The 22,622-nt window shown below is 71.0% G+C and carries 18 protein-coding genes and 1 pseudogene; 11 read left to right on the forward strand and 8 right to left on the reverse strand.

Going from position 1 to position 22,622, the window contains the following annotated elements; genetic code table 11:
- The first annotated feature begins 1,770 nt into the window (after positions 1–1,770).
- Both ACIBEF_RS27030 and ACIBEF_RS27035 read left to right on the forward strand, forming a co-directional pair.
- Positions 1,771–2,043, forward strand: coding sequence for a hypothetical protein (locus tag ACIBEF_RS27030; RefSeq protein WP_396795980.1), 273 nt, complete (start codon positions 1,771–1,773; stop codon positions 2,041–2,043).
- A gap of 285 nt (positions 2,044–2,328) precedes the next feature.
- Entirely contained in the window at positions 2,329–2,862 is a 534-nt protein-coding gene (locus ACIBEF_RS27035) for a hypothetical protein (protein WP_396795981.1), read from the forward strand.
- A 21-nt stretch (positions 2,863–2,883) separates the two neighbouring features.
- Here ACIBEF_RS27035 and ACIBEF_RS27040 read toward each other — a convergent pair whose 3' ends face one another.
- Both ACIBEF_RS27040 and ACIBEF_RS27045 read right to left on the reverse strand, forming a co-directional pair.
- The gene (locus tag ACIBEF_RS27040) at positions 2,884–3,537 is read right to left on the reverse strand and encodes a prepilin peptidase (RefSeq protein WP_396795982.1); all 654 of its coding nucleotides are present in this window, start codon (positions 3,535–3,537) and stop codon (positions 2,884–2,886) included.
- A gap of 10 nt (positions 3,538–3,547) precedes the next feature.
- On the reverse strand, positions 3,548–4,576 hold the full coding sequence (locus ACIBEF_RS27045; RefSeq protein WP_396795983.1) for an EamA family transporter: 1,029 nt from the start codon (positions 4,574–4,576) through the stop codon (positions 3,548–3,550).
- A 390-nt stretch (positions 4,577–4,966) separates the two neighbouring features.
- On the opposite strand from ACIBEF_RS27045, the pseudogene ACIBEF_RS27050 reads away from it, so the two are divergent.
- From ACIBEF_RS27050 to ACIBEF_RS27060, 3 genes and pseudogenes are all read left to right on the forward strand, one after another.
- Positions 4,967–5,452: pseudogene (locus ACIBEF_RS27050) on the forward strand (hypothetical protein); the annotation flags it as partial.
- Between the two features lie 533 nt (positions 5,453–5,985).
- Positions 5,986–6,435 (forward strand): hypothetical protein, encoded by a 450-nt coding sequence (locus ACIBEF_RS27055; RefSeq protein ID WP_396796021.1) that lies wholly within the window; start codon positions 5,986–5,988, stop codon positions 6,433–6,435.
- A gap of 145 nt (positions 6,436–6,580) precedes the next feature.
- A complete protein-coding gene (locus tag ACIBEF_RS27060; RefSeq protein ID WP_091396677.1) occupies positions 6,581–7,822 on the forward strand; it encodes an ATP-binding protein in 1,242 nt (413 codons plus the stop codon).
- 7 nt (positions 7,823–7,829) lie between these two features.
- Here the strand turns inward: ACIBEF_RS27060 and ACIBEF_RS27065 are convergent, their stop codons facing one another.
- Positions 7,830–8,378 carry a GNAT family N-acetyltransferase gene (locus ACIBEF_RS27065; protein WP_396795984.1) on the reverse strand — a complete coding sequence of 183 codons (549 nt, stop codon included), beginning with the start codon at positions 8,376–8,378 and terminating at the stop codon, positions 7,830–7,832.
- A gap of 133 nt (positions 8,379–8,511) precedes the next feature.
- Between ACIBEF_RS27065 and ACIBEF_RS27070 the strand changes: the two genes are divergently transcribed.
- Together ACIBEF_RS27070 and ACIBEF_RS27075 are read left to right on the forward strand one after the other, a co-directional pair.
- The gene (locus ACIBEF_RS27070; protein ID WP_357201811.1) at positions 8,512–9,057 is read left to right on the forward strand and encodes a DoxX family protein; all 546 of its coding nucleotides are present in this window, start codon (positions 8,512–8,514) and stop codon (positions 9,055–9,057) included.
- Between the two features lie 215 nt (positions 9,058–9,272).
- Positions 9,273–10,739: a glycosyltransferase 87 family protein gene (locus ACIBEF_RS27075; RefSeq protein ID WP_357201814.1), complete on the forward strand. Its 1,467-nt coding sequence runs from the start codon at positions 9,273–9,275 to the stop codon at positions 10,737–10,739.
- Between the two features lie 3 nt (positions 10,740–10,742).
- Here ACIBEF_RS27075 and ACIBEF_RS27080 read toward each other — a convergent pair whose 3' ends face one another.
- The 5 genes from ACIBEF_RS27080 to ACIBEF_RS27100 all read right to left on the reverse strand — a co-directional run bounded on the left by ACIBEF_RS27080 (position 10,743) and on the right by ACIBEF_RS27100 (position 16,843).
- The gene (locus ACIBEF_RS27080) at positions 10,743–11,171 is read right to left on the reverse strand and encodes a molybdenum cofactor biosynthesis protein MoaE (RefSeq protein ID WP_130405760.1); all 429 of its coding nucleotides are present in this window, start codon (positions 11,169–11,171) and stop codon (positions 10,743–10,745) included.
- Positions 11,168–12,427: a molybdopterin molybdotransferase MoeA gene (locus ACIBEF_RS27085; RefSeq protein WP_396795987.1), complete on the reverse strand. Its 1,260-nt coding sequence runs from the start codon at positions 12,425–12,427 to the stop codon at positions 11,168–11,170. Before ACIBEF_RS27085 ends, ACIBEF_RS27080 begins: the two co-directional genes overlap by 4 nt.
- Before the next feature lie 99 nt (positions 12,428–12,526).
- Positions 12,527–12,997, reverse strand: a complete 471-nt coding sequence (locus ACIBEF_RS27090) for a molybdenum cofactor biosynthesis protein B (protein ID WP_393218764.1) — start codon at positions 12,995–12,997, stop codon at positions 12,527–12,529.
- Entirely contained in the window at positions 12,994–13,485 is a 492-nt protein-coding gene (moaC, locus tag ACIBEF_RS27095; protein ID WP_088987073.1) for a cyclic pyranopterin monophosphate synthase MoaC, read from the reverse strand. The genes ACIBEF_RS27090 and moaC overlap by 4 nt, the downstream gene beginning before the upstream one ends.
- 262 nt (positions 13,486–13,747) lie before the next feature.
- Positions 13,748–16,843 (reverse strand): BTAD domain-containing putative transcriptional regulator, encoded by a 3,096-nt coding sequence (locus ACIBEF_RS27100; protein WP_396795989.1) that lies wholly within the window; start codon positions 16,841–16,843, stop codon positions 13,748–13,750.
- A gap of 707 nt (positions 16,844–17,550) precedes the next feature.
- Here ACIBEF_RS27100 and ACIBEF_RS27105 point away from each other — a divergent pair.
- Genes ACIBEF_RS27105 through ACIBEF_RS27120 form a run of 4 tightly spaced genes read left to right on the forward strand, consistent with a single transcriptional unit; the run spans position 17,551 to position 22,592 of the window.
- Positions 17,551–20,082, forward strand: a complete 2,532-nt coding sequence (locus tag ACIBEF_RS27105; RefSeq protein ID WP_396795991.1) for a putative bifunctional diguanylate cyclase/phosphodiesterase — start codon at positions 17,551–17,553, stop codon at positions 20,080–20,082.
- A 50-nt stretch (positions 20,083–20,132) separates the two neighbouring features.
- Positions 20,133–21,512, forward strand: coding sequence for a glycosyltransferase 87 family protein (locus ACIBEF_RS27110; protein WP_396795992.1), 1,380 nt, complete (start codon positions 20,133–20,135; stop codon positions 21,510–21,512).
- A 41-nt stretch (positions 21,513–21,553) separates the two neighbouring features.
- Positions 21,554–22,186 carry a phosphoribosyltransferase gene (locus ACIBEF_RS27115; RefSeq protein WP_357227162.1) on the forward strand — a complete coding sequence of 211 codons (633 nt, stop codon included), beginning with the start codon at positions 21,554–21,556 and terminating at the stop codon, positions 22,184–22,186.
- A gap of 22 nt (positions 22,187–22,208) precedes the next feature.
- Positions 22,209–22,592, forward strand: a complete 384-nt coding sequence (locus ACIBEF_RS27120) for a zf-TFIIB domain-containing protein (RefSeq protein ID WP_396795995.1) — start codon at positions 22,209–22,211, stop codon at positions 22,590–22,592.
- Positions 22,593–22,622 lie beyond the last annotated feature (30 nt).

Below are 22,622 nucleotides of genomic sequence, written 5' to 3' on the forward strand. Positions count from 1 at the left end.
GAAGACCACTCCCGCGTCCGCACCCGCTCCGGACCACGCGTACTGGCCTCGCTACGCAACCTCGCGATCAACGCCCTGCGCCAAGCCGGCCGCACCAACCTCACCGAAGCCACCCGATGAGCCAACCGCGACATGAACAGGCCATCCACCATCCTCGGCCTTACCGGATGATGTTGAAACGGCCGCGGTCGGTGGGGTCGGTGCTTCGTCGCTGTGGCCGGGGCGAAGTGCGTGAAGAGGCGTTCGTGGTGCGCGGGATGAACCGAACCGGCGACCAGCCGAGCTGACCCCGCACCGTCATCCCAGTTGGGCGCACCGGCAGGAATGGGCCGGGGCGCCCGCACGCGCGCCGGCTGATGTCCGGACGGTCCTCCCGACAGTAAACGGCCCAAAGACAACGACAACGCTGGTCAGAGCCGCCGCGCTACGCCGGATCCACTGCCGATAGCCCACCAGGGACCGCGTCGATCACGCGATGCGCCGGCTGGGGCAGGCGCTCGGCGACGTCGTCGACCACCAGGACGCGCCTGCCGGCGCGGCTCCGCGCGCCCGAACCGCGCCAACAGATCATCCAACCCTGCCCGCCAGCCCACCATCTCATCGATCAACATAAGCGCCCGCAGTCCGGCGGCCCTTCGCTGTTGGACCGCATCCTAAGGCTGGGTGAACCGGGAAGCGTATAACGCGTAGAACAGAGGTCCACCGCAGTGGCCTCGGCCCAAGGCGGGACTCGACAAGACGAGGGAGGCGCGGTGGCCGACACTGACGCGGATAAAGCCCGAGCGTTAGACGACTACTACGCAGAACATGGGGCCGCTGCCCCCCCGCCGAAAAGACAAGAGGAGAGGAACGTCAGGACTGGTGCCCTACCCGTGCTACTCGGTGCATACCTGAGCAGGTTACGGCACAATCCGGCGCTGTTGGATCCGCGTTCGCAGTTCGCCGCGCGGCTACAGGCACATGGGCTACTCACTCATCCTCCACAAAAGATCAGGGTCCTTACGCCCGATGAGTGGTGGGCGCCCAAGCTCGCTGCGGCACTGGACCTCTACTTGCAGCAGCACGGGCCGCGCGCGGCCCCGCCGATGGGTGCGGAATCGGTGCTCGTCGACGGCACCTCGGTCCCCCTCGGCAGAAGGATTAACATGCTGCGGCAATATCCCGAGTTGGATCCGGATTCGCCGTTCACCGAGCGGTTGCAGGCACATGAGATGACTGCCCCTACTCCGCAGGGGGGGCTTAGGCTGCTCAAACATGGCGAGTGGAAGGCCTCCGTGGCGGTAGCCGCAGCCGCAGAATCGACTGCCCTGCCTGGCCCTTCCAAAGCAAGCCAGCCAACCACCTCGCAGTCGCGGGAAACCCCGAACCGAACTCACCAAACCGTGGACGCCGCCTCTCTGAAAACTCTCCTGGCCGCCGCGTCGTCGGTGGAGAATTCTGCAGCAGCCCCACCCACCACCAGTGCCATCATGACCGGCGCATACCTGCCCTCCCTGCTGAACCAGTCAACATCGAATCCAGCGCACAACTTAGGGATCTCACCAGGACAAGCCGCAGCCCCAAACAACCACCCGACACCAACCAGCACCACGAAAATCGCGCAAGCGGCAGCGTTGCGCACCCCCCGCGACACCGCCCCTACCCACGCCCCCCGCACCCCCGAGGACCGACGCCGTTCCGCCTCCCCACCCTCGTTGTCGGCTCCCCGCACCCACCGCGCCAGATCCCCTCGCTGACCACCAACCTTTCTTAGCCTGAAGCCTGCCCCGGGTGGCCGCCACGCTGGGCGCGGCGCTGAGTCGGGACTGGACGGCCGAGATGCTGGACGCCTGGGTGCGGCGGACGCCTGGCGGCCGCGGGCTGCTGGACGCCCCCGACCACCCGTGCGGCTACCTCAAGTGGCTACTCGACGAGGCGCTCGCCGGTGACGTGACGCCGCCGATCCCGGCCCGCCGGCACGCCGAGCACCGCCGCCTGGTCGCCACGGCGGTCGCCGGCGAGGCCGCTCGGGCGGCTGGCCACCGCCCGAGCGGGATGGGATGACCGCGACCGGCGCGCCCTGCAGGAGCGCGCCGGGCGCGGGTCCGCCCGGCGCACGGCGCTCGCCGTCGCCGCGGCGGCCGCGCGCGGCGAGCACGCGCCCGCACGGGCGATGTTCGCCCACGTGGAGGACTGGCCCGAGGTGGCACAGCCCGGCGGGGGTCTGCCGCCGGACCAGGTGGACACGTAGCACCTGTCGCACACCGCCCCGGGCAGGTTGCTTAGGCGTCGGCCAGGCGGAGCCGGCGGTGAGCGGCGCTGGCCGCCAGGAGCACGTCACCGCCCGCGGTGCGGACCACGCCCGCGTTTTACGACTGGGCCTGGCTGGATGAGGTCACCACCGACGCCGATCCCGACGACGGCGGCAATCACAGCCTGCTGATCCGCCGCAACAACACCACCGGTGAGCTGGCCTTCTACCGCTGCTGGACCCCACGCCCGGCTACCCTGGCCCACCTCGTGCGGGTCGCGGGCATCCGCTGGACGGTCGAGGAGAGCTTCCAGGCCGCCAAGGGTCAGGTCGGCCTCGACCAGCACCAGGTTCGCCGCTGGGACTCCTGGCACCGGTTCACCACCCTCGCCCTGGCCGCTCTCGCCGTCCTGGCGATCTGCGCCGCCGACGCCGCCAACGACAACCCGGCCGACACCGGACTGATCAAGCTGACGGTCAACGAGATCCGCCGCCTGATCAACACCCTCGTCCTCAAGCCGATCCGCAACCTCACCCACCGTCTGCGCTGGTCAGACTGGAGCCGCCAGCATCAAGCCCGAGCCCGACAAGCCCACCACACCCGACGCCTTAACCTTGAACTCCAGCCATGATCCCGAATGGCGGCTGCCGTATTAGGGGAGGAGGGTGGCTAGCCAGGTGCCCGCCAGCAGGGCCGGGCCGAGGGGTAGCAGGGTGGTCCGGTGCACCTTTCGGGTGACGAGCAGGGCGAGCACCAGACCGCCGTGCAGCACGTGCGGCAGGAGCAGCCCGGTCAGCAGGGCGTCCCACCCCAACCAGCCGAGCGGCAGGCCGAGGACGGCGGCGAGTTTCACGTCCCCGAAACCCAGCCGTGAGCCGGGCAGCAGGGCCAACAGCACGTGCGCCGCTCCCGCGACGACCGCACCTGCCAGCGCGCCGAGCAGCCGGCCGGGAGCGCCGGACAGCAGTGCCGCTGTGGTCAGCCCCCCGATGGCCAGCAGCCCGGCGACGAGGACCAGCGGGTCGGGCAGCCGCAGGCAGGCCAGGTCGACCCGCGCCAGCACCAGACCGACCGCCGCGACCGCGAGGAAGGCCGGGAGCGCCGGGTCGTCACCCACGGCGACGGCAAGGCCGGCGAAGACGCCGGCCGCCACCACCGAGTCGACCCGGGGCCGCCGGACCGGCTGCGGCAGTGGAAACGCCGGTGGCCGCGCGGCCGCGGTGACGAAGCACCGCGACACCAGGGGTACGACGAGGCCGACCATCGCGCCGAGCAGCGCGATCGACACCAGCGCGGCGGCCGACACGGGCCGGACGTTACTGGCGGTCGCGCGCCGGTGTGTCCCCCGATCGTGATGCCGGCGTGTCCCCCGATCGTGATCCCGTGCCCGCCCGACGCGGCCGTTCGGTGGTCACCACCACGGCGACCCCGGCGACGATGACGGCACCGCCGAGCAGCACCTGCGGGGTGATCGGCTCGGCCACCAGCAGCGCGCCGAGCGCCACCGCGACCGCCGGGTTCACGTAGGCGTACGTCGACACCAGCGAGATCGGCGCGTTGTGCAGCAGCCAGACGTACGCGGTGAAGGCCACCAGCGAGCCGGCCACCATGAGGTAGCCCAACGCCAACCAGGACCGGGTGCTCACCGCCGCCGGGTGGAAGTCGGCCAGTTCGCCCCGACCGGCGACGAGGGCCAGCAGCACCAGCGCGCCGGCCAACATCTCGTACACCGTGGCCACGAACGGGTCGGCGGGCATCCGGATCCGTCCGGACAGGAACGACCCGACCGACCAGGAGGTGGCCGCCGCCACCACCGTCAACGCCCCGACCAGGGGCACCGCTGCCGAACTGCCGCTCGGCAGCACCAGCAGGACGAGGCCGGCGAAGCCCACTGTGACCCCGGCGAACGTCAAGATCGGCGGCCGGTCCCCGGTGGCCGAGCGCAACAGCACAACCAGCAGCGGCACCGTGGCCACCAGCAGCGCGGCGATACCGGAGGGCAGCGCCACTCCCGGCGGCCCTGATTCGGCGAGCACCACCAGGCCGTTGCCGGCGGTGAGCAGGAGCACCCCGACCAAGGCGGCCGAGCCGAGTTGCCGTCGGTCCACCCGCAGCGCGCCGGGGCCTCGACGCAGTCGCAGCACCACCGCCAAGACCACGCCGGCCACGGCGAAGCGGAGCGCGGCCGACAGCAGCGGAGGCATCGTCTCCACTGTGATCCGGATGGCCAGATAGGTCGACCCCCAAAGCACGTAGACCACGATCAACGCGGTCCAGATCAGGGTCGGTGTGCTGTTGGCACGACGGCCGGAGAGGGCCGTGGCGCTCGGTGGAGGTGAGCTCATCAGTGGACCACGCTACGGTGACCCCGGAGCCCGCGTCGCGCTTTGGTGGCCGGCCTCTCACCACTCGTGCAGGAGGGCGGCATGACGAACTACGGACAACCGGGGAGCGGCCACCCGGGGCCGTGGCGTGGGCAAAGGCCCGACGAGACGCCCGGTCGACCGCCGCAGCAGCCCTACCCGCCCGCGGCGGAGCCCTACCCGCCGGCGGTCCCGTCGTACCCGCCCGCACCGCAGGGACGACCCGGGGCGTACGGCGGCCCACCCACCCCGCCCTACGGTGCGACGCCCGACGCGCCCTACGGCGGCGGCACGGCTCCGCCCTACGGCCACGAGCCCCGCCCGCCGTACGGCGGCCCGTACCAGCCGACCCCGACGTACGGCGGGCAGCCGTACCGGCCCGACGACCCGTACGGCGATGATCCGGCACCGAGCCGGCGCAGTCGGGGGCCACTGATCGCGGTACTGGCCGTCGTGCTGCTGGTGGTGGCCGCCGCCGGGGCGTTCTGGTTGCGCAGGGGGCAGAGCGACCCGGTGCCGGCAGCCGCGCCGAGCAACTCGGCCGTTGCCGGTGAGCCCAGCGCGGACGCGGTCGAGCCCGCGCCGAGCGCGGCCGCGCCGGAGTCGTCGGCCGATCCCCGGTTCGCGAAGGTCGGCCAGTGCGTCCGCAACGACGGCACCGCCGGTGGCAAGCCGAAGCTGCTGATCAGCGGCTGTGCTGCGAAGTCGTACGAGGTGCTGAGCCGGATCGACGGCCCGACCAGCGGCGAGCGGGACGCCGAGGCCAAGTGCGCCAAGGTCGAGGGCTACACCAACTGGTATTTCTTCGACAGTGAGCTGGACACTCTCGACTTCGTCCTCTGCCTCAAGCAACGCTGAGACCACCCACCCCCGGGGATGACATGACGACCTACGGACCTGCGGGTTCCGACCAGCCGGACGATCCGTACCAGCGCCCGCCCGCCGGGCCTGACAGCTCACCACCAGTCGATGAGACGGTGCCCCTGCGCAGCACCCCGCCGCCGCCCGCGGACGACCCGACCCGGCAGCAGTGGGGTCCGCCACCGGCTGGCGCGGAGCCACCGACGGCACCCATGTGGGCTCCACCGCCCACCGATCCGGAGCCGCCGACCACGCCGATGTGGGCGCCGCCGCCCACCTCGGGCCCGGGTTACCCACCGCCCGGTCCGTACCCGCCAGCGGGTCCGACACCGCCGTCCGGCCCGTATCCACCCGCCGGCTCGACACCGCCAGCGGGGCCGTTCCCACCGGCCGGGCCGTTCCCACCGGCCGGGCCGTTCCCACCGGCCGGGCCGTACCCACCGGCGGGTCCGATGCCCGGTCAGCCGGCCGGGCCGGCACCGGGGCAGCCACCCGCGCCCTGGGGTCAGCAGCCTCCCGGCGGCTACGGGATGCCGCCCGTGGCGCCCGCGAAGAAGACCGGCCGCAACGTTGCTCTGATCATTACCGTGGTGGTGCTGCTCGTGCTCTGTCCGTGCCTCGGCCTGGCCGGATGGGCGGTCTGGAAGGTGGCCGACGCTGGCAGTGACGCGGCGCGTACCCCGTCGACGAGTGCCCCGGGCGTTCCACCCGCGCTGCCCAGCGACGCTCCGACGTCGGCCGCCCCGACTCCGGGCCCGGAGTTCGCCAGGGGTGACTGCGTGGTGAACGACGGCACTGAGAGCGACGCGGAGCTCCGCAAGGTGCCCTGCGGCCCGAACACCTATCAGGTGCTGCTGCGGATTCCGGCGACCACCGACGGCGACCGGTGCGAGATGCTCGCGCCGCAGGCGACCGCGAACTATGTGCACGACAACTCGGTCGACCTGTTCGACTACGTGCTCTGTCTGAAGGAGCGCTGAGGCCTGTTGGTCCGATTGCCAAAACTAGGGCTGTCTAGCGTGGACGCTAGACAGCCCTAGTTTGTGGTCGACGGTCTCGACACGCCGGTAGCCCCATCTATCCATGTCTAGCCTCGCAGCTAGACGGCCCGATAATCTGCGATGCGTGGATCCGGTCCGCAACCCGTACGCGCCGGGCGCCGGTCAGCGTCCGCCCGAACTTGCCGGGCGGGGGCGAGAGCTGGACGTCTTCGACATCGTGCTCGAGCGCATTGCCAGGGGCCGACCCGAGCGCAGCCTCATGCTCACCGGGCTGCGGGGCGTCGGCAAGACGGTTCTGCTCAACACGCTCCGGTCACAGGCGATCAACCGGCTCTGGGGCAGCGGCAAGATCGAGGCCAGACCGGACCAGTCGTTGCGCAGACCCGTCGCCGCCGCACTGCACATGGCAGTCCGGGAGCTGGCCCCCCGACACCGCGCACCGGACCGCATCGACGCGTTCCTCGGCGTCCTCAAGGCGTTCGCCCAGCGGTCCAACCCGACCGGCCGGGCCGGTGCCGCCACCAAGCTGCGCGACCGGTGGCAGCCCGGCATCGACGTGCCGGCCGCCAGCGGTCGGGCCGACTCCGGCGACATCGAGATCGACCTGGTCGAGTTGTTCAGTGACGCCGCCGCCGTGGCCAGCGACGTCGGCACCGGCATCGCCATCTTCATCGACGAGATGCAGGATCTCGGCCCGGAGGACGTGTCCGCGCTCTGCGCCGCCTGCCACGAGCTGTCCCAGCTCGGCGCTCCGCTGATCGTCGTCGGCGCCGGTCTTCCGCACCTGCCGGCGGTGCTCAGCGCCGCCAAGTCGTACTCCGAACGGTTGTTCCGTTATCAACGCATCGACCGGCTCGACCGGATCGCCGCCGACCGGGCGCTCTGCGCGCCCGCCGAGCGCGAGGAGGTCGAGTACGAGCAGAAGGCGCTCGACCTGCTCTACGAGAAGTCCGGCGGCTATCCCTACTTCGTCCAGGCGTACGGCAAGGCCACCTGGGACCACGCGCCACGCTCGCCGATCACCGCCGCCGACGTGCGGGTGGCCGCTCCCGAGGCGGAGGCCGAGCTGGCGGTCGGGTTCTTCGGTTCCCGGTTCGAACGGGCCACTCCCGCCGAACGCGAGTACATGCGGGCGATGGCCATGATGTCCGCGGTCGAGGGCGAGCCCGGCGCGGTCGTCCGCGACGACATGGACGCCGCGGTGCCCACCGCGGAGATCGCCCGTGCCCTCGGCCGCAAGCCGGCCAGTCTGTCTCCGGCCCGGGATGCGCTGATCAAGAAGGGGCTCATCTACTCCGGTGAGCGGGGCACTGTCGCCTTCACCGTCCCGCACTTCGGCCGGTACCTGCGGACGCAGCCAGCCTGAGGCCCGGTCAGACCTTTGACCAGGGGGCCGGGAAAAGCACCTCACCGCGAGGCGGGGGGCCCTCCTCGCTGGTGGACGGCGGCAGCACCAGCGCCTGCCAGGGCTCACCGAGGCCGGCCCAAGGGCTGGTCAGGCCCAGTTCACTCGCCGGGCCGAACCCGAACCTGCGGTAGAAGACCGGGGCACCGAGGACGACGACGAGCCGCTCACCCAACTCGGTGGAGGCATCCAGGACAGCCTGCACGACCGCCGCGCCGTGCCCGACACGCTGTCGGTGCGGCGCGACCGCCACCGGGCCGAGGGCCAGAACCGGCACGTCCGAGCCTCGCTCCGGCCGCAGCCGCACTCGGGTGAGCAGCGCGTAGCCGACCACCTCACCGCCGTACTCGGCGACCATGGCCAACTCCGGCAACCAGGCGGTGGTGTCGCGCAGCTCGTCGACCAGGCTGACCTCCGGCGGCGTCGTGACGTCCGGACGAGCGAAGGCGGCGGCCAGTACGCGGCGGACCGGGCCGGCATCGGCCGGGTCCTCGGGGCGTAGCCGCAGCGTGGTCACCCGCGCGACGTTACCCGCCAGCGCCCGTCCATCCGTGACGGTCGCTGGATTCGGCGTGGCGTACGTGTACGAACACCAATCCGATCCTGCGGTTGACGGGGTAGCAAACGTCGCGAGGGGGTATGACTGATCCATGACGCCCGTACGTTCCCTCGCCCGCGCCATGCTGAGCGGCATCTTCGTGGTCAGCGGGTATCGCAACTTACGCGACCCCGGCCGGCTCGCGGTGGCCGCCAAACCGGTGACCGACAAGGTCGCGCCGATGCTGAAGAAGGCACACCCGAGCTTCCCCACCGAGACCGAGACGTTGATCCGGCTCAACGCGGCTGTGCAGGTCGGTGCCGGTCTGATGCTGGCCACCGGCCGGTTCAGCCGACCCGCTGCGCTGGTTCTGGCCGGCACGCTGGTGCCGGTGACCGTCGCCGGGCATCCCTTCTGGAACAACGACGACCCGATCGCCAAGAACAACAACCAGATTCATGCCCTGAAGAACCTCGGGCTCCTCGGCGGTCTGCTCCTCGCCGCCGCGGACACCGGCGGCAAGCCGGGTCTGCGGTGGCGGACGGGCCATCGCATCGGCCACTCTCGACGTTCCATGCAACGCGCCGTCCGAACCGCCCGCCGCGAGGCCCGGATCGCCGTCCGCTCCGCGTCCACCGCACGTCGACTCCCCGGCTGACCTGCGTCGATCCGTCTCCGTCCCACCCCCACCCCTCGCTAAGGCCGCGAATTACCTGAACCACCCGGTAGGCGTTAACGCGGTGGAAATGTCAAAAACATGTGTGGGATCGGACACGGTCGCATAACGCGGGAGGCACTGACGTGAGGCGCCGTTCTAGGCTCCGTGCAGGACCTGGACGGGTAGGACGACCTTGGTACGGGGGTGGCCACGCCATGCCGACGGATGTCGGTAGACGGGCGGACCGCCTCGCCCCAATCCAACGTGTGACACGCGGGATCGACCGCGTGGCTCGCGGGATCGATCGCAGGAACGTCGTACGGGGCGCCATAGTGGCCGCCGTCGCCTATGCCGCATGGCTTGCCATCGGTGCCTTCGGGCGGCCGTACAACTTCTTCGACATGAAGATCTACCACGGTGCCGTGGTGTGGTGGGCGAGCGGTCACGAGCTCTACGAGTTCATCGCGCCCGAAACCACACTCGGGTTCACCTACCCGCCCTTCGCCGGGCTGGTCATGCTGCCGATGGCGCAGCTGCCGATCGGTGCGGCCGGCCTGGTCAACGCCGCTGCCAGCATCGCCGCCCTGGCGCTGGTGCTGGCCGGGCTGCTCCGACCCATCGTGGACCGACTGGGATGGCCACTGTGGTTCACGGTGGCCCTGGCGGTGCCGCTCGCGGTCGCCATCGAGCCAGGTCGGGAGACGCTCGGCTACGGCCAGGTCAACATCCTGCTGTTCGCCTTGATCATGGCTGATCTGATCGGTCTTCGCTGGCGGTCCCGCCGGGGCACCCACTACGCCGCCACCGACGGGCCGCTGCTGCGCTTCATCTACGGCGGCGCCTGGGCGGGAGCCGGTATCGGCCTCGCCACGGCGGTCAAGCTCACCCCGGCGCTGTTCATCGCCTACCTGCTGATCACCCGTCAGTGGCGGGTGGCGGCCACCGCCATCGGCACGACCATCGGCGTGACGTTGGGGACCTTCGCGATCGTCGGGGACGAGTCGCGGACCTATTTCGGCAGTGTGCTGTGGCAGACCGAACGCGTCGGCGCGGCGGACATGACGCCCAACCAGTCCCTCGCCGGCCTACTCGCCCGGCTGTACGACTCGATCGAGACCCCGGGGCTGCTGTGGCTCGCCTTCTCGGTGCTGGTCCTGGCGCTGGGCCTGTCCCGGGCGGCCAGTTCCCGCGCCGACGGTGACGAGTTGACCGCCTTCACGTTGGTGGGTCTCACCGCGAACGTGATCAGCCCGATCTCCTGGACGCACCACCTGGTCTGGGTGATCCCGGCGATCATCGTGCTGGCCGACGCCGCCGTGCGTCGCCGCGAGGCGAGCCGCGGGATGCCGCAGCGCACCGGCCAGGGGCCGGTGTTCGGCGGACTACCCGGTGTCAACGGGCTGCGCCCGCCGATCTGGTACCCGACGCTGACCGGGCTCCGCCACGGCTTCGCCGCGATCGGGCTCTACCTGCTCTTCCTGATCTCCCCGATCTGGCCGTACGAACACCAACTGCCGGAGATGTCGCACTACCAGGACGGTCTGTTCGGGGCGCTGATGGAGAATTCGCTCGCGCTCGCGCTGATCGTCCTGGTCGCCGCGCTGCCCTGGCGCCCCGGCGCGGAACCGGCGTTCTACGGCGACCGGCTCGCCCGCGCCGTGGTGGTCAACGGCCGCCGCTGAACGTCAGGGGCAGTTGACCCATTCCTCGGTGCCGTCGGTGAAGACCTGCCGCTTCCAGATCGGCAGTCGCGCCTTGACCTCGTCGACCAGCCGGGCGCATGCCGCGAAGGCCGCCGCCCGGTGCGCGGTGCTCACCGCGGCGACGAGCGCGACGTCACCGATCGCCAGGGGGCCCACCCGGTGCGAGACCGCCACCGCGTAGACGTCGGGCTCTGCGGCGATCTCGGCGGCCACCTCGCGCAGCACCTGCGCGGCGCTCGGGTGGCCCTCGTACTCCAGGCTGGTGACCTGGCGACCGTGGTCGTGGTCGCGGACCACGCCCTGGAACGACACCACGGCGCCGGCCCGCCGGTCGGCGACCGCCGCCTCGTGCGTGGCGAGATCGAGCGGCTGGTCGGTGACCTCGCCGAAGGTGATCGCTGGTGCGGTCACGACGCACGCTCCCCGGGAAACAACGGCAGTGGCACGATCGGCACCCGGTCGCCCGGCTCACCGCGGGTGCCGGGTCGGATGACCGCGAACCCGTCCGCGCCGGCCAGGCCCCGCAGCATCGCCGAGCCGACGTGACGGACCGGGAACGCGACGCCGGCGGACCGGTCCAGTCGGACCAACGCCAGGTGGGTGTGGTCACCTCGACCGGGCACCGCCTCGGCCAACGTGACCTGCGGCAACACCGGCATCGACCGGCCCTGGAGGCCGGCGAGCAGCGGGGCGACCAGCGACACCAGCGCAACGATGGCGGACTGCGGGTTGCCCGGCAGCCCGGCCACGAACCGGGCTCGCCCGTCGGGTCCGGTCAGCCGGGCCAGCAGCATCGGGAAGCCCGGGCGAACCGCCACCGTGTTGACGACGTAGTCGGCGCCGAGCGCCTCCAGGGTCGGGTGCAGGTGGTCGACCGGACCGTTCATCGTGCCGCCGGTGGTGCAGACCAGATCGGCGTGGCCAAGCGCCGAGCGTAGGGCCGCCACGTGCGCGGGCAGCGTGTCGGCCACCGGGCCGACCACGTCGGACGAGCGGACCTGGCAGCCGTAGCGCCGCAGCCAGGCCGGCACCGCAGGGCCCAGCGCGTCCCGGATGCGACCGGCCGCGGGCGGACCCGCCGTCAGCAGCTCATCGCCGAAGACCAGCAGCGCGGCGCGCGGCACCCGCCGGACCCGCAGCGTGTCGTGCCCGCAGGCGGCGGCCAGGCCGATCACCGCCGGGTCGACCGGCGTGCCGACCGGCAACAACTCCTCATCGGCGTACGCCTCCTCGCCGGGCTTGCGCCACTCGGGCGTCTCCCGGGGAACGCCGCTGACCAGGCCGGTGGTGGATACGGCGGACTCCTCGACGCGGAGCACGGCGGTGGCGCCCTCGGGCACCATCGCGCCGGTCGCGATCTCGACAGTGGTGTCGTCCTCGGTGAGCGGAGCGGGGGTGCTGCCGGCCAGGACCCGGCCGACGACGCGCCACGGCCCACGGCCGCGCACGGCCCAGCCGTCCACGCTGGAGGTCGGGAACGCCGGCAGGTCGGTGCGGGTGGTCAACGGCTCGGCCAGTGTCGACCCGTCGGTGTCGGCAAGTGGTCGGGCGGCGGCGGGCAGCGCGGCGGCCAGACCGACCGCGTAGACCCGCGAACGGGCTTCTTCCCACCCGGCTGGCGGGGGTGCGGTGACCCGATCCGCGGTGGGTGCGGTTTCCGTGCTCACCGACCGAGCCTATCGGCCCGGACCGACACCCGCCCGGGCCTGGCGCGCACCGGTCAGTGCTCGCCGCGGAGCGGTCAGTGGTCCCGTCGTGCGGAGCGGTCAGTGGTCTCCGCCACGGAGCTGGTCGACGGTGTGGCCGAGGATCGGCCCGAGAACGGCCAGGCCATCCCGGGCACCGCCGGTCGAGCCGGGCAGATTGACCACCAGCATCCGACCGATGACCCCGGCCAGGCCCCGGGACAGCACCGACGTCGGCACGCGATCACGGCTGTGCGCCCGGATCGCCTCGGCGACGCCAGGGATCTCGTAATCCAGCAGGCCGCGCGTCACGTCCGGGGTCCGATCCGTCGGGGTCACTCCGGTGCCGCCGCTGGTCAGCACCACGTCGACACCGTCAGCGCGGGCGGCCCGCAGAGCGTCGCCGACCGGCTCGCCGTCGGGCACCACCACCGGGTCGTCGACCTGGCAGCCCAGCTCACGCAACCCGGCGACGAGCAGCGGGCCGCTGGTGTCGGCGTAGACACCGGCCGCAGCCCGGTTGGAGGCGACGATCACCCGAGCCCGGATCACGGCCGGTCCTCCGGCCGAACCCACTCGCCGGTCTTGCCGCCCTCCTTGCGCAGCACCCGGACCGCCTCCACCGAGGCCGCCGGGTCGACCGCCTTGACCATGTCGACCAGGGCGAGACCGGCGACAGCAACCGCGGTCAGTGCCTCCATCTCCACCCCCGTCCGGTCCGCCGTGCGGGCGGTGGCCGTGATCTCCACGGTGTCGGCGGTCAGCCGCAGGTCGACGGTGACGCCGTGCAGCGCGATCGGGTGGCAGAGCGGAATCAGGTCAGGAGTGCGCTTGGCCCCCATGATCCCGGCCAGCCGTCCGACGGCCAACGCGTCACCCTTGGGCAGCCCGTCGCGATGCAACAGGTCGATGACCTCGGGCGTGGTCCGCAGACGGCCGGCCGCCACGGCCAACCGACCCGTCACCGCCTTGGCGGAGACGTCGACCATGCGGGCCGCGCCGGCGCGATCGACGTGGCTGAGCTGCGCGGGTTCGGTCACGGTCGTGAGCCTATCGGTGCGGTAAGACGGCGGCCGGAAGGAGCGGCGTCACGCTGGCGACCGCACCGGGTGCTGACGGCGCAACGGCCCCGACGCCGCTCCTCCCTCACCAGCCCGCCGCCGAGGTCGCTGGGGGGACCCGGCAGCGGGCGTGTGCCGACGACCCGGTTCTGCCCAGGGGCAGAACCTCCCCCGTTCGTCGATACGGCCGGTAAGTTACCGGGCCTGCCGATAAGAAATCGATAAACGCCGTTCAGGCTGGTCAGCGCTCCGCGGACACTGCCGCCCCGGTCAACTCGGCGAGGCGACGTCCGGCTTCGAAGCGCTCCGGCACTCCCATCCGCCGGAAGATCGCCAACGCCCGCTCCCAGTGACGTCGCGCCTCGGCCGGGTCGGTGCGGGCGAAGTGTTCGGCGAGCCCGGCCAACGCCCGACCCTGCTCGTGGGGATGTGCGATCCGAGTAGCCAGCCGCAACGCCTCCTGGTGCACCTCGAACGCCTCGCCGCCCCGCCCCTGCGCCAGCAGGGTACGGCCGAGTTCGTTGAGCGCAGCCGCCTCGACGTGTCGCTCCCCCGAACCGATCGACAGCTTCCGAGCCAACTCGTGCTCCTGTTGGGCCTCCACCAGTCGACCCAGACCCCGATAGGCGATCCCGAGGTCGTTGCGCACCTCAGCCTCGGCGTACCGGTGGCCGGTGCGATCGCGGAGGGCCAAGGAGGCCAGGAGAATGCGGATCGCCTGCGGAAGGTCACCCATTCGGAGGCGTACGGCGCCGATGTGGCTGAGGGCGTTGAGTGTGTGGAAGACGTCGGAGTTCGTCCGGGCCCAGGCCAGGTGCAGGCGATGCAGGCGCAACGCCTCCTCGTAGCGCCCCAGCGAGGTGAGTGCCATGCCGAGGTTCGGCAGCGCCATCGGCACCTTGGCTTTGCCGTATCCCTTGTAGTCACGCAGGCGCTCAAAACCGACCCTAACCGCTCCAGTCAGGTTGCCGCTCCAGTAATAGACAGCAGCGAGATTGGCGCGGTACCGCGCGGTCCTGAGCACGTCCCGCGAGTCTTCGGAGAGGGCGACAGCGCGGGTCAGATGGTGCAGTGCTTCCCGGTTGTCGCCAGTCCGGATATATCCGGAAGCGAGGTAGTTGTTCATCAATGCCGATGCACCGACGTCCCCGGATGCGTCCGCTGCGGTCAGCGCCTGCCGGTGGGTCGTGATGATGTCCTCGAAGTATCCGCGGATGTAACAGAATCGCCAGAGGGCACGGGCCAGCCGCCACGAATGCTCGTGGAAGCCCTCATCGAGCGCTGCCCCCACCATCGTCACCAGGTCCGTCCGCTCCGCTTCCAACCAGTCAGCAGTGGGCTCCCCGATAGCGTCGACCAACTCAGGTCGCCCGAGCGGGAGATGTGTGACGCGAGATTCCAGGTCGTTGAGCTCCAGCGTCTTGGCGACCCTCAACGCCACCGCCAGAGTGAAGTCGAACAGGTGAGCCAGCCCGGCCTTTCGGTCGCTCGCGGAGTCGGTACGCGAACACAGCTCGATGGAATACTGCCGCATGAGGTCGTGCAGTCGGTATCGCGTCGAGTCCAGGTCCTCGACCAGGTTCCGGTCCACGAGGTCGTCGAGCGCCGCGCGAGCTTCCGCGATCGTCAAATCGGTGAGTGCGGCGACCGCCGGCACGCCGAAGCGGCTGCCGGGGTACAGGCCCAGGAATCGGAACACCCGCTTGGTCGGAGGTGCAAGCGGTTCATAGGAGGCAGCGAAGGCCCCGGTGACAGTGCTCTCCTCCTGAGCGAGATGGTGCAGCACCGGAGCGTCGCCAGCCATCTGCTCGACCAGGTCCGCCAACCGCCAGCCGCGCCGATGCGCCAGTCTCGCCCCGGCCAACCGAATTGCCAGTGGGAGATACCCGCACCGGCGTACCACCTCGGCGGCGGCATCCGGCTCGGCATCGACCCGGTCCCGACCGACGCTCAGGCGGAGCAGATCCACGCTCTCCTGCGGGCTCATCACCGGCAACGTCCGCGACGGCCCGGCATCCGGGTGGGACAGCCGCCGTCGCGAGGTGACCAACACAACGGTGGTCGGCTCTGCCGGCAGCAGGGGCATGATCTGCTCGCTGCTCGCGGCGTTGTCGAGGATCACCACTGCCCGGCGCCGGGCCAACTCCTGTCGCCACAACTTCACCCTGTCGTCGAACTCCACCGGAACCCGGTCGGCCGGTACCCCGAGCTGTCGGAGCAGGGTGAACAAAGCACCCGCCGGCTCGATCCGGTTCTTGTCACCGTGCCCGCCCAGGTCGATGAACAAGGCGGCGTCCGGGTACCAGGCGGACAACCGACGGGCGAGGTGCACGGCGAGGGCCGTCTTCCCGCTGCCCGCCATGCCGTCGATGATGTGTACGGCCGGCACCCGCTCCTCGACCCGCCGGGTCTCCGTGAGAATCCGCACCACCACGTCCGCTCGCCCGACGAAGTCGGTGACAGCTCGGGGAAGGTGATCCACCGGGTTGAGCTGAGCCGCCGGCTCCGCTGCCGCGCTGACCGCCACGCCCGCTGGCGGGCGCGCCCGGTCAGGTCCGCCAAGCCGTACGGCGGTACGCGCCGAACCGGGGCGTGACATGGCCGTGACGATGGAACGGCGCAACTCCTCGAGATTGCCCCCGGGGCCGACACCCAACTCCGTGGTCAGCGTTGATCGAATCTCGTCGTACACCGCCAGCGCCCCCGCGTTGTCCCCGCGCTCGTGCAGTGCACGCATGAGCAGGACGTAGGCCGGCTCGCGCAGAGGATGGCGAGCCACCACCTCCCGCAACAGGGCAATTGCCAGGTGGTCGCGGCCCGATCTCAGTTGTACGTCGGCAAGAAGTTCCACTGTCAACAGCCTCTCCTCCTCGGCTGCAACAGTTCGGGAGGTGAGGACGGGCCCGAGCGGTACGCCGGCGAGCATCGGTCCCCGCCACCGAGCCAGGGCGCGCCCCAGCAGTTCACGGGCATGGTCGAGGTGGCCCCCGGTCAGCGCTTCCCGACCCGCGTTCCGCTCCAACTCGAAGCGGAAGACGTCGACCCGTTCCGGGGCGACCACGAGCCGATAGCCGCTGCGCTGGCGCTCGATGGCACCGCGCCCGGCCGGGAAAGCCTCGAAAGCCCGGCGCAGGTTGGCGGCGTAGGTGCGCACATTAGCTACTGCCGATCGCGGTGGGCGATCGGCCCATAGCTCATCGACGAGGTCGTCCACTGTCACAAGGCGTTCGGGCGCAACGGTGAGCATCGCGAGGATTGTCTGCTGTTTGGGTGTGCCAAGGCGCAGCGTGTGGGTGGAGAGTTGCACCGAAAGGCCGCCCAGAACCCGAATCTCCACCCGCCCCCGCCAGCCCTATCAGGTATTCAGCCGATCACGCAACGGAGTGTACGACCCCGTGGCGTGGTGTTCCGCTCACGGGGCGATACGAGCGACCGTGGGGTGTCCAAGAGTGACGCGCGGAGCGGTGCGAATGCCGGTCCGCGACGGGCACGGTGCCGGCCGCAAGTTGCATCCCAGCCTGCTGAAACGCGATTATCCACCTGTCGCCAACGACCGTGGCGAAGGCTGTCACCCATTACCTGCCCTCGCTGGGCGTCTACGACCGCGCCAACTCTGCCCATGCCGCCCTTACGCCTGACCAAACTCCGGATGAAGCAACTCCTCAAAGAGCCTCAGACTCAAGGAATAACGCGTCCCATAACCTCGTCGGATACCGTCCGCAGTTGCAAGGTGCCACTTGAATCCATCGCCGGCAAGCTCGACCGCACTCCGTTCAGTAACGATGGACAGAACGTAATAAACGGGCTTCAACTTGGCTAATGTTGCGCATACCGACATATAATTCTTCTAGCCTGCCCTTCCGACTCTTAAGCTGCCTTTCGGAGGAAGACCTCCCCATCGGGGACAGGTACTCCCATTGACGCAGCGGGAGAAGGGGGCAACGCGATGCGTGGCACCGACTGGAACTGACAAGTTCGACACAGGACTTCTAAGGGCCCGAGCAGTAGGCTGCGAGAACGCGCAGGCAGTCCTCCGGGAGCGGCATGACCCTTCCTCAACGACGAGAGATTGAGACCGATCGGCGGTTGTTGCTGCTCGTCGGTCTCGTCGTCGTTGTTGCCGCCGTCATCGTCGCCACGTCATTCCCGGCCGCGTTGAGTTCGGCGAAGCCGGAGACGGTGAACGACGCTGCGGTCCTGGTCATGCTTACGCTCATGATCGCGTTGGGCACGCTGGTCAAGGCCCGTGTACGGATCCGGTCGACGACCCAGTCGATCAGCTGGAACGAGACAGCGATCATCGTCGGTGCAGCCATCGCGCCAACGTCGGTAGTCGTGCTCTGCACCGCTGTCGGGATCGCCCTCGCCTCGATTCGCCTCACACCGATAAAGCTGGCTTTCGGTATCGGCAAGAACGTCATCGTGGCTTGGGGCGCCGGCACGGCACTCGCGATGACGACCTGGACCTGGCCGCCCACGGAAACGGGCCCCCTGATGCTGCTGGGGCCGTTGGCCCTCGCCTACCTGGTCGCGGCACTCCTGGACGACGTGCTCGCCATCCCAGTCATCGCGCTCGCCTCTCAGACCAGGATCGCGAAGCACTTCCGCAGCAACCTCGACCTTCGGCTCGCTGGCTTCGCCGTGCGGTTCGCCGTCGCGGCCTGCACGCTGCTGATCATCCGGATCGACCCGCGGCTCCTGCTCGCCGTGCCACCCCTGGTCCTGAGCCTGCACCTCGCCTACTCCGCGCGCATCCGAGGCCGCACCGAGCAACAGGCGTGGCAGCGGCTCGCCCGCACCACCGACGCGCTCAACGTGGTCGACCTCGACGACGTCCTCACCACCGCCGTCACCCAGGCCGCCGAGCTGTTCTCCGCCGACGAGGTCGAGATCGAGTTGAGCGACGGCAGCCGCACCGTACGCGGCGGCACCGGCGGCATCACCTTCGACGGCCCCCCCGGCACGCCCACCGACGTGAACGGCACGATCGTCCTGGCACCGCTGGAAGGCCATGACCGGACGGTCGACGTCGGCATGCTTCGACTGCGTTTCCGCGGCCCGGTGCAGCTCTCCGAACGGGAGCAGTACACCCTGCGCACCTTCGCCTCCGCTCTCTGCACCGCCGTCCGCAACGCCCAGGCGTACGCCGAACTGGCCCGGGTCGCCGGAGAGCACGCGTACGCGGCCTCGCACGACGCACTGACCGGCCTGGCCAACCGCCGGCACCTCCTCGACGAGGGCACCGAACAGTTGAGCACCCGCCATGCCGAAGGGGTGACCGCGCTGGTGCTGATCGACCTCAACCATTTCAAGGAGGTCAACGACACGCTCGGGCACGCCGCCGGCGATCAGGTGCTGGTGCAGGTGGCCGACCGGTTGCGGGCTGCTGCCCAGCCGAGCGACCTGGTGGCCCGCCTCGGCGGCGACGAGTTCGCCGTACTCATGCGCGGTCTGCCGGCCCCGGCGGTCGCCGCGCACCGGGCCGAGACGCTGCTCGCCGCCCTGCACGAGCCGTTCGAGTTGGACGGCATGCGCATCAGCGTCGAAGCCAGCGGCGGTATCTCCGCCGCCCCGTCCAACGGCGGCATGGCCGAGTTGCTGCGCCGCGCCGACGTGGCCATGTACCAGGCGAAGCGAGCCGGGCAGCGGATCTCCACGTACGCCCCGACCCGCGACACCGCCGACCTCGGGCGCCTCACCCTCGGCGGTGACCTACCGCGCGCGGTCGCCGACCACGAGTTCGTCGTCAACTTCCAACCCATCGTCGACCTGGGCACCGGTGAGGTGACCAGCGCCGAGGCCCTGGCCCGCTGGCACCACCCCACCCACGGCCTGATCGACCCACTGCGGTTCCTGGAGGCGGTGGAACGGTCGGGCCTGCTACCGGCCTTCGCCGAAGCGATCCTCGACCAGGCGCTGATCGCGGCGGTGAGTTGGCACGACGCCGGCTTCGACGTACCGGTCGCGGTCAACGTGTCCCCGCGCAGCCTGCTCGACGCGCGGTTCCCCGGCTCGGTGCTGGCCCGCCTCCGCGCCCACGACCTACCACCGGACCGGCTGATCCTGGAGTTGACCGAGACGCTGACCCTCAGCCAACTCGACGTGGTCGACCGGGTGCTCAGCCGACTGCGCGACGAGGGCGTCCGGTTGGCGTTGGACGACTTCGGCACCGGCTACTCCTCACTCTCGCTGCTCTCCCGAATCCCGGTTCACGAGCTGAAGATCGACCGGAGCTTCGTGACGACGATGGAGAGTTCGGCGGAGGCCGCCGCCGTCATCCGCTCCACCCTCGACCTGGGTCGCAGCCTCGACCTGGACGTGGTGGCCGAGGGGGTGGAGAGCGAGCCGCAGCGGCGGGCCCTCTGGGAGTTGGGCTGCGTCGCCGGCCAGGGGCATCTGTTCGCCCGGCCGATGCCGTCCGGCACCCTGCTCGCGGCGATGCAACGCGGCTCGGGCGGCCGACCGGGCACTCTCGCCGCGCCGCTGCACGACACCGGGGCGGTGATCCGGTTGAGCCAGAACCGCCGCCAGGCCGGCCGCTCCAGGCCCGACCGCCAGCCACACCTGCCCGCCTGAGCAGGCATCGGCCCGCTGCGCGGGCAGCCCGGTCTGCCAGACTGTCGCGCGTGATCGTCGACGACCCGACCGTCCACCGCAGTCGCTGGCACTGGCGCTCTGTCGACAACGCCGCCGGCGGGCTCGCCCTCGACCTGGGCCTCTACGCCGTGTCGGCCACGTTCGCGGCGATCACAGCTGTCACGTCCACCCTGCTGCCGCACCGCGCCTGGGGCGCGGTCGCCGCCGTCGGCTACCTGCTCGCGACGCTGACGGTGATCGCCCAGCTTCTGCTGCGTCAACGCTCTCCAACCTCCCGGCTGACCGGTCTGCCAGCCCGCTGGGCGGTCACCGGTCTCGCCTGGGCCACCACCACACTGCTGCCCCTGACCTGGCAGAGCATCGACCGGGCCGGTGGGCGCACCGACCGGGCCCAGGAGGAGGTGCTGGTCGTGGAGCAGGCCGGCAGCCGCCTCCTGGAACACGGCACGCCGTACCTCGGACCGGACGCCATCGCCGCCCTGCCACCGGGCGAGCAACTGATGGGCTACACCCCGTACCAGCCCGGCATGGCGATGTTCGGCCTGCCCAGGGCGCTGCTCGACACCTGGTGGACCGACTCCCGGGTCTGGTTCGCGGTCGGCACCGCGCTGGCGCTCGCCCTGGCCGTGGCCGCCCTGCGCCGAACACCGGCCACCACGGGCGAAGCCACCGCCGGCCAGGCCACCACCAGCGAGGCCACCAACGCCGCGACCCGCCGACGGGACGCCGCCCTGCTGCGCGGTGTGCAGGCCGCCACCGTACTGCCGATCTGCGCCCTCACCCTCGCCACCGGCGGGGACGACCTACCCGTACTCGCGCTCTGCCTGCTGGCCCTCGCGTTCGCCGCCGCCGACCGGCCCGGCCGGGCCGGCGTCGCGGTCGGACTCGCCGGCGCGCTGAAGTTGTTCGCCTGGCCGGTCGCCCTGGTCCTGATCGTCTGGGGCCTGACCCGACGCGCCGGCACCCGGGTCGCCGTCGGCGCGATCGGCCTGCCCATCGCCGCACTACTGCCGGCGCTGCTGGTGGACCGCGACGCCCTCACCGAGAACGTGCTGCGCTTCCCCCTCGGCCACGGGCTGGTCACCAGCCCCGCGCAGTCCCCGTTCCCCGGCTACCTGATCGCCAACGCGCTACCCGCGGGCCGGCTGGTCGCCGCCGGGCTGCTGATCGCCGCCGGACTGGCCATCGCCGTCCGGCTCGCCCGCCGCCCGCCCCGCACCGCCGTCGCCACCGCGCTGATCTGCGCGTACGGGCTGCTCGCCGCCATCGCCCTCATGCCGACCACCCGCTTCGGCTACCTGCTGTACCCGTTGGCCCTGCTGACCTGGGCCCCCGCCCTGCACCGCCCGGTCGACACACCGGCCGCCACCGTTGCCGACGAACCCTCCGGTCGGAGCACTTCGACCTAACTTCCGGGCGGAACGGCACGTCAGGGCGTAGACCTGAAGGCATGACCACGTACCGCGACCGGGCCGACGCCGGCCGGGTGCTCTCCGAACGGCTCACCGCGCTCATCGGCGAACCGGACGTCGTCGTCCTCGGCCTCGTCCGGGGCGGCCTGCCGGTCGCCCGGGTCGTCGCCGAACGGCTCGGCGCACCACTCGACGTGCTTGTCGTCCGCAAGCTCGGCGTGCCGTGGGCCCGGGAGGTCGCCTTCGGCGCACTCGGTCCGGGCGGTGTCCAGGTGCTCAACGACCCGGTGGCCAGCCGACTCAGCAACGACGACATCGCCGAGGTCCGTCACCGGGAGCAGGCCGAACTGGAGCGCCGGGAACGGCTCTACCGGGGCGACCGCCCACAGGTGGACCTCACCGGGCGGACCGCCGTGATCGTCGACGACGGCCTCGCCACCGGCGCGACCGCCCGCGTCGCCGTCGAGGTCGTCCGCCAACTCGGGGCACACCGCGTCGTGGTCGCGGTCCCGGTCGGCGCGCAGGAGGCGTACGAACTACTCTCCGCCGAGGCCGACCAGGTCGTCTGCGCCCAACGCCCCGCGGACTTCGGCGCGGTCAGCGCCTACTACGACGACTTCCACGAGGTGACCGACGAAGAAGTCACCGAGGCGCTCACAGCAACTGCATAGGTACACCAGGTACCGTCGGGCGATGAGTAGCCTTACCTGCCCTAAATGTCGCGGAGAAATGCGCCAGTACGAACGCAGTGGCGTCGTCATCGACCAGTGCGGGGAGTGCCGAGGCATCTTCCTGGACCGCGGCGAGCTGGAGAAGCTGTTCGAGGCGGAGGCCAACTGGAGCCGCCAACAGACCGGAGGCGCGCCTGGGCAGCCCGCGCAACAGCCGGCCGGCTACCCACCCCCGCCGCCCCCGCCGCACCAGCCCGGTTACGGCACCGTCCCGCCGCCCCCGCCGCCCGCCCACGGCTACCCGCCGCAGCCGGCCTACGGCCACCAGCAGCAGCAGCACCACGGCTACCACGGCCACTACCGGCAGAAGAAGCGCAAGGGCTTCCTCGACGACATGTTCGGCTGACCCCGGGCCGACCTTCCGCCCGGGTCGATC

The organism is Micromonospora sp. NPDC050795, assembly GCF_044456785.1.
GTDB lineage: Bacteria > Actinomycetota > Actinomycetes > Mycobacteriales > Micromonosporaceae > Micromonospora.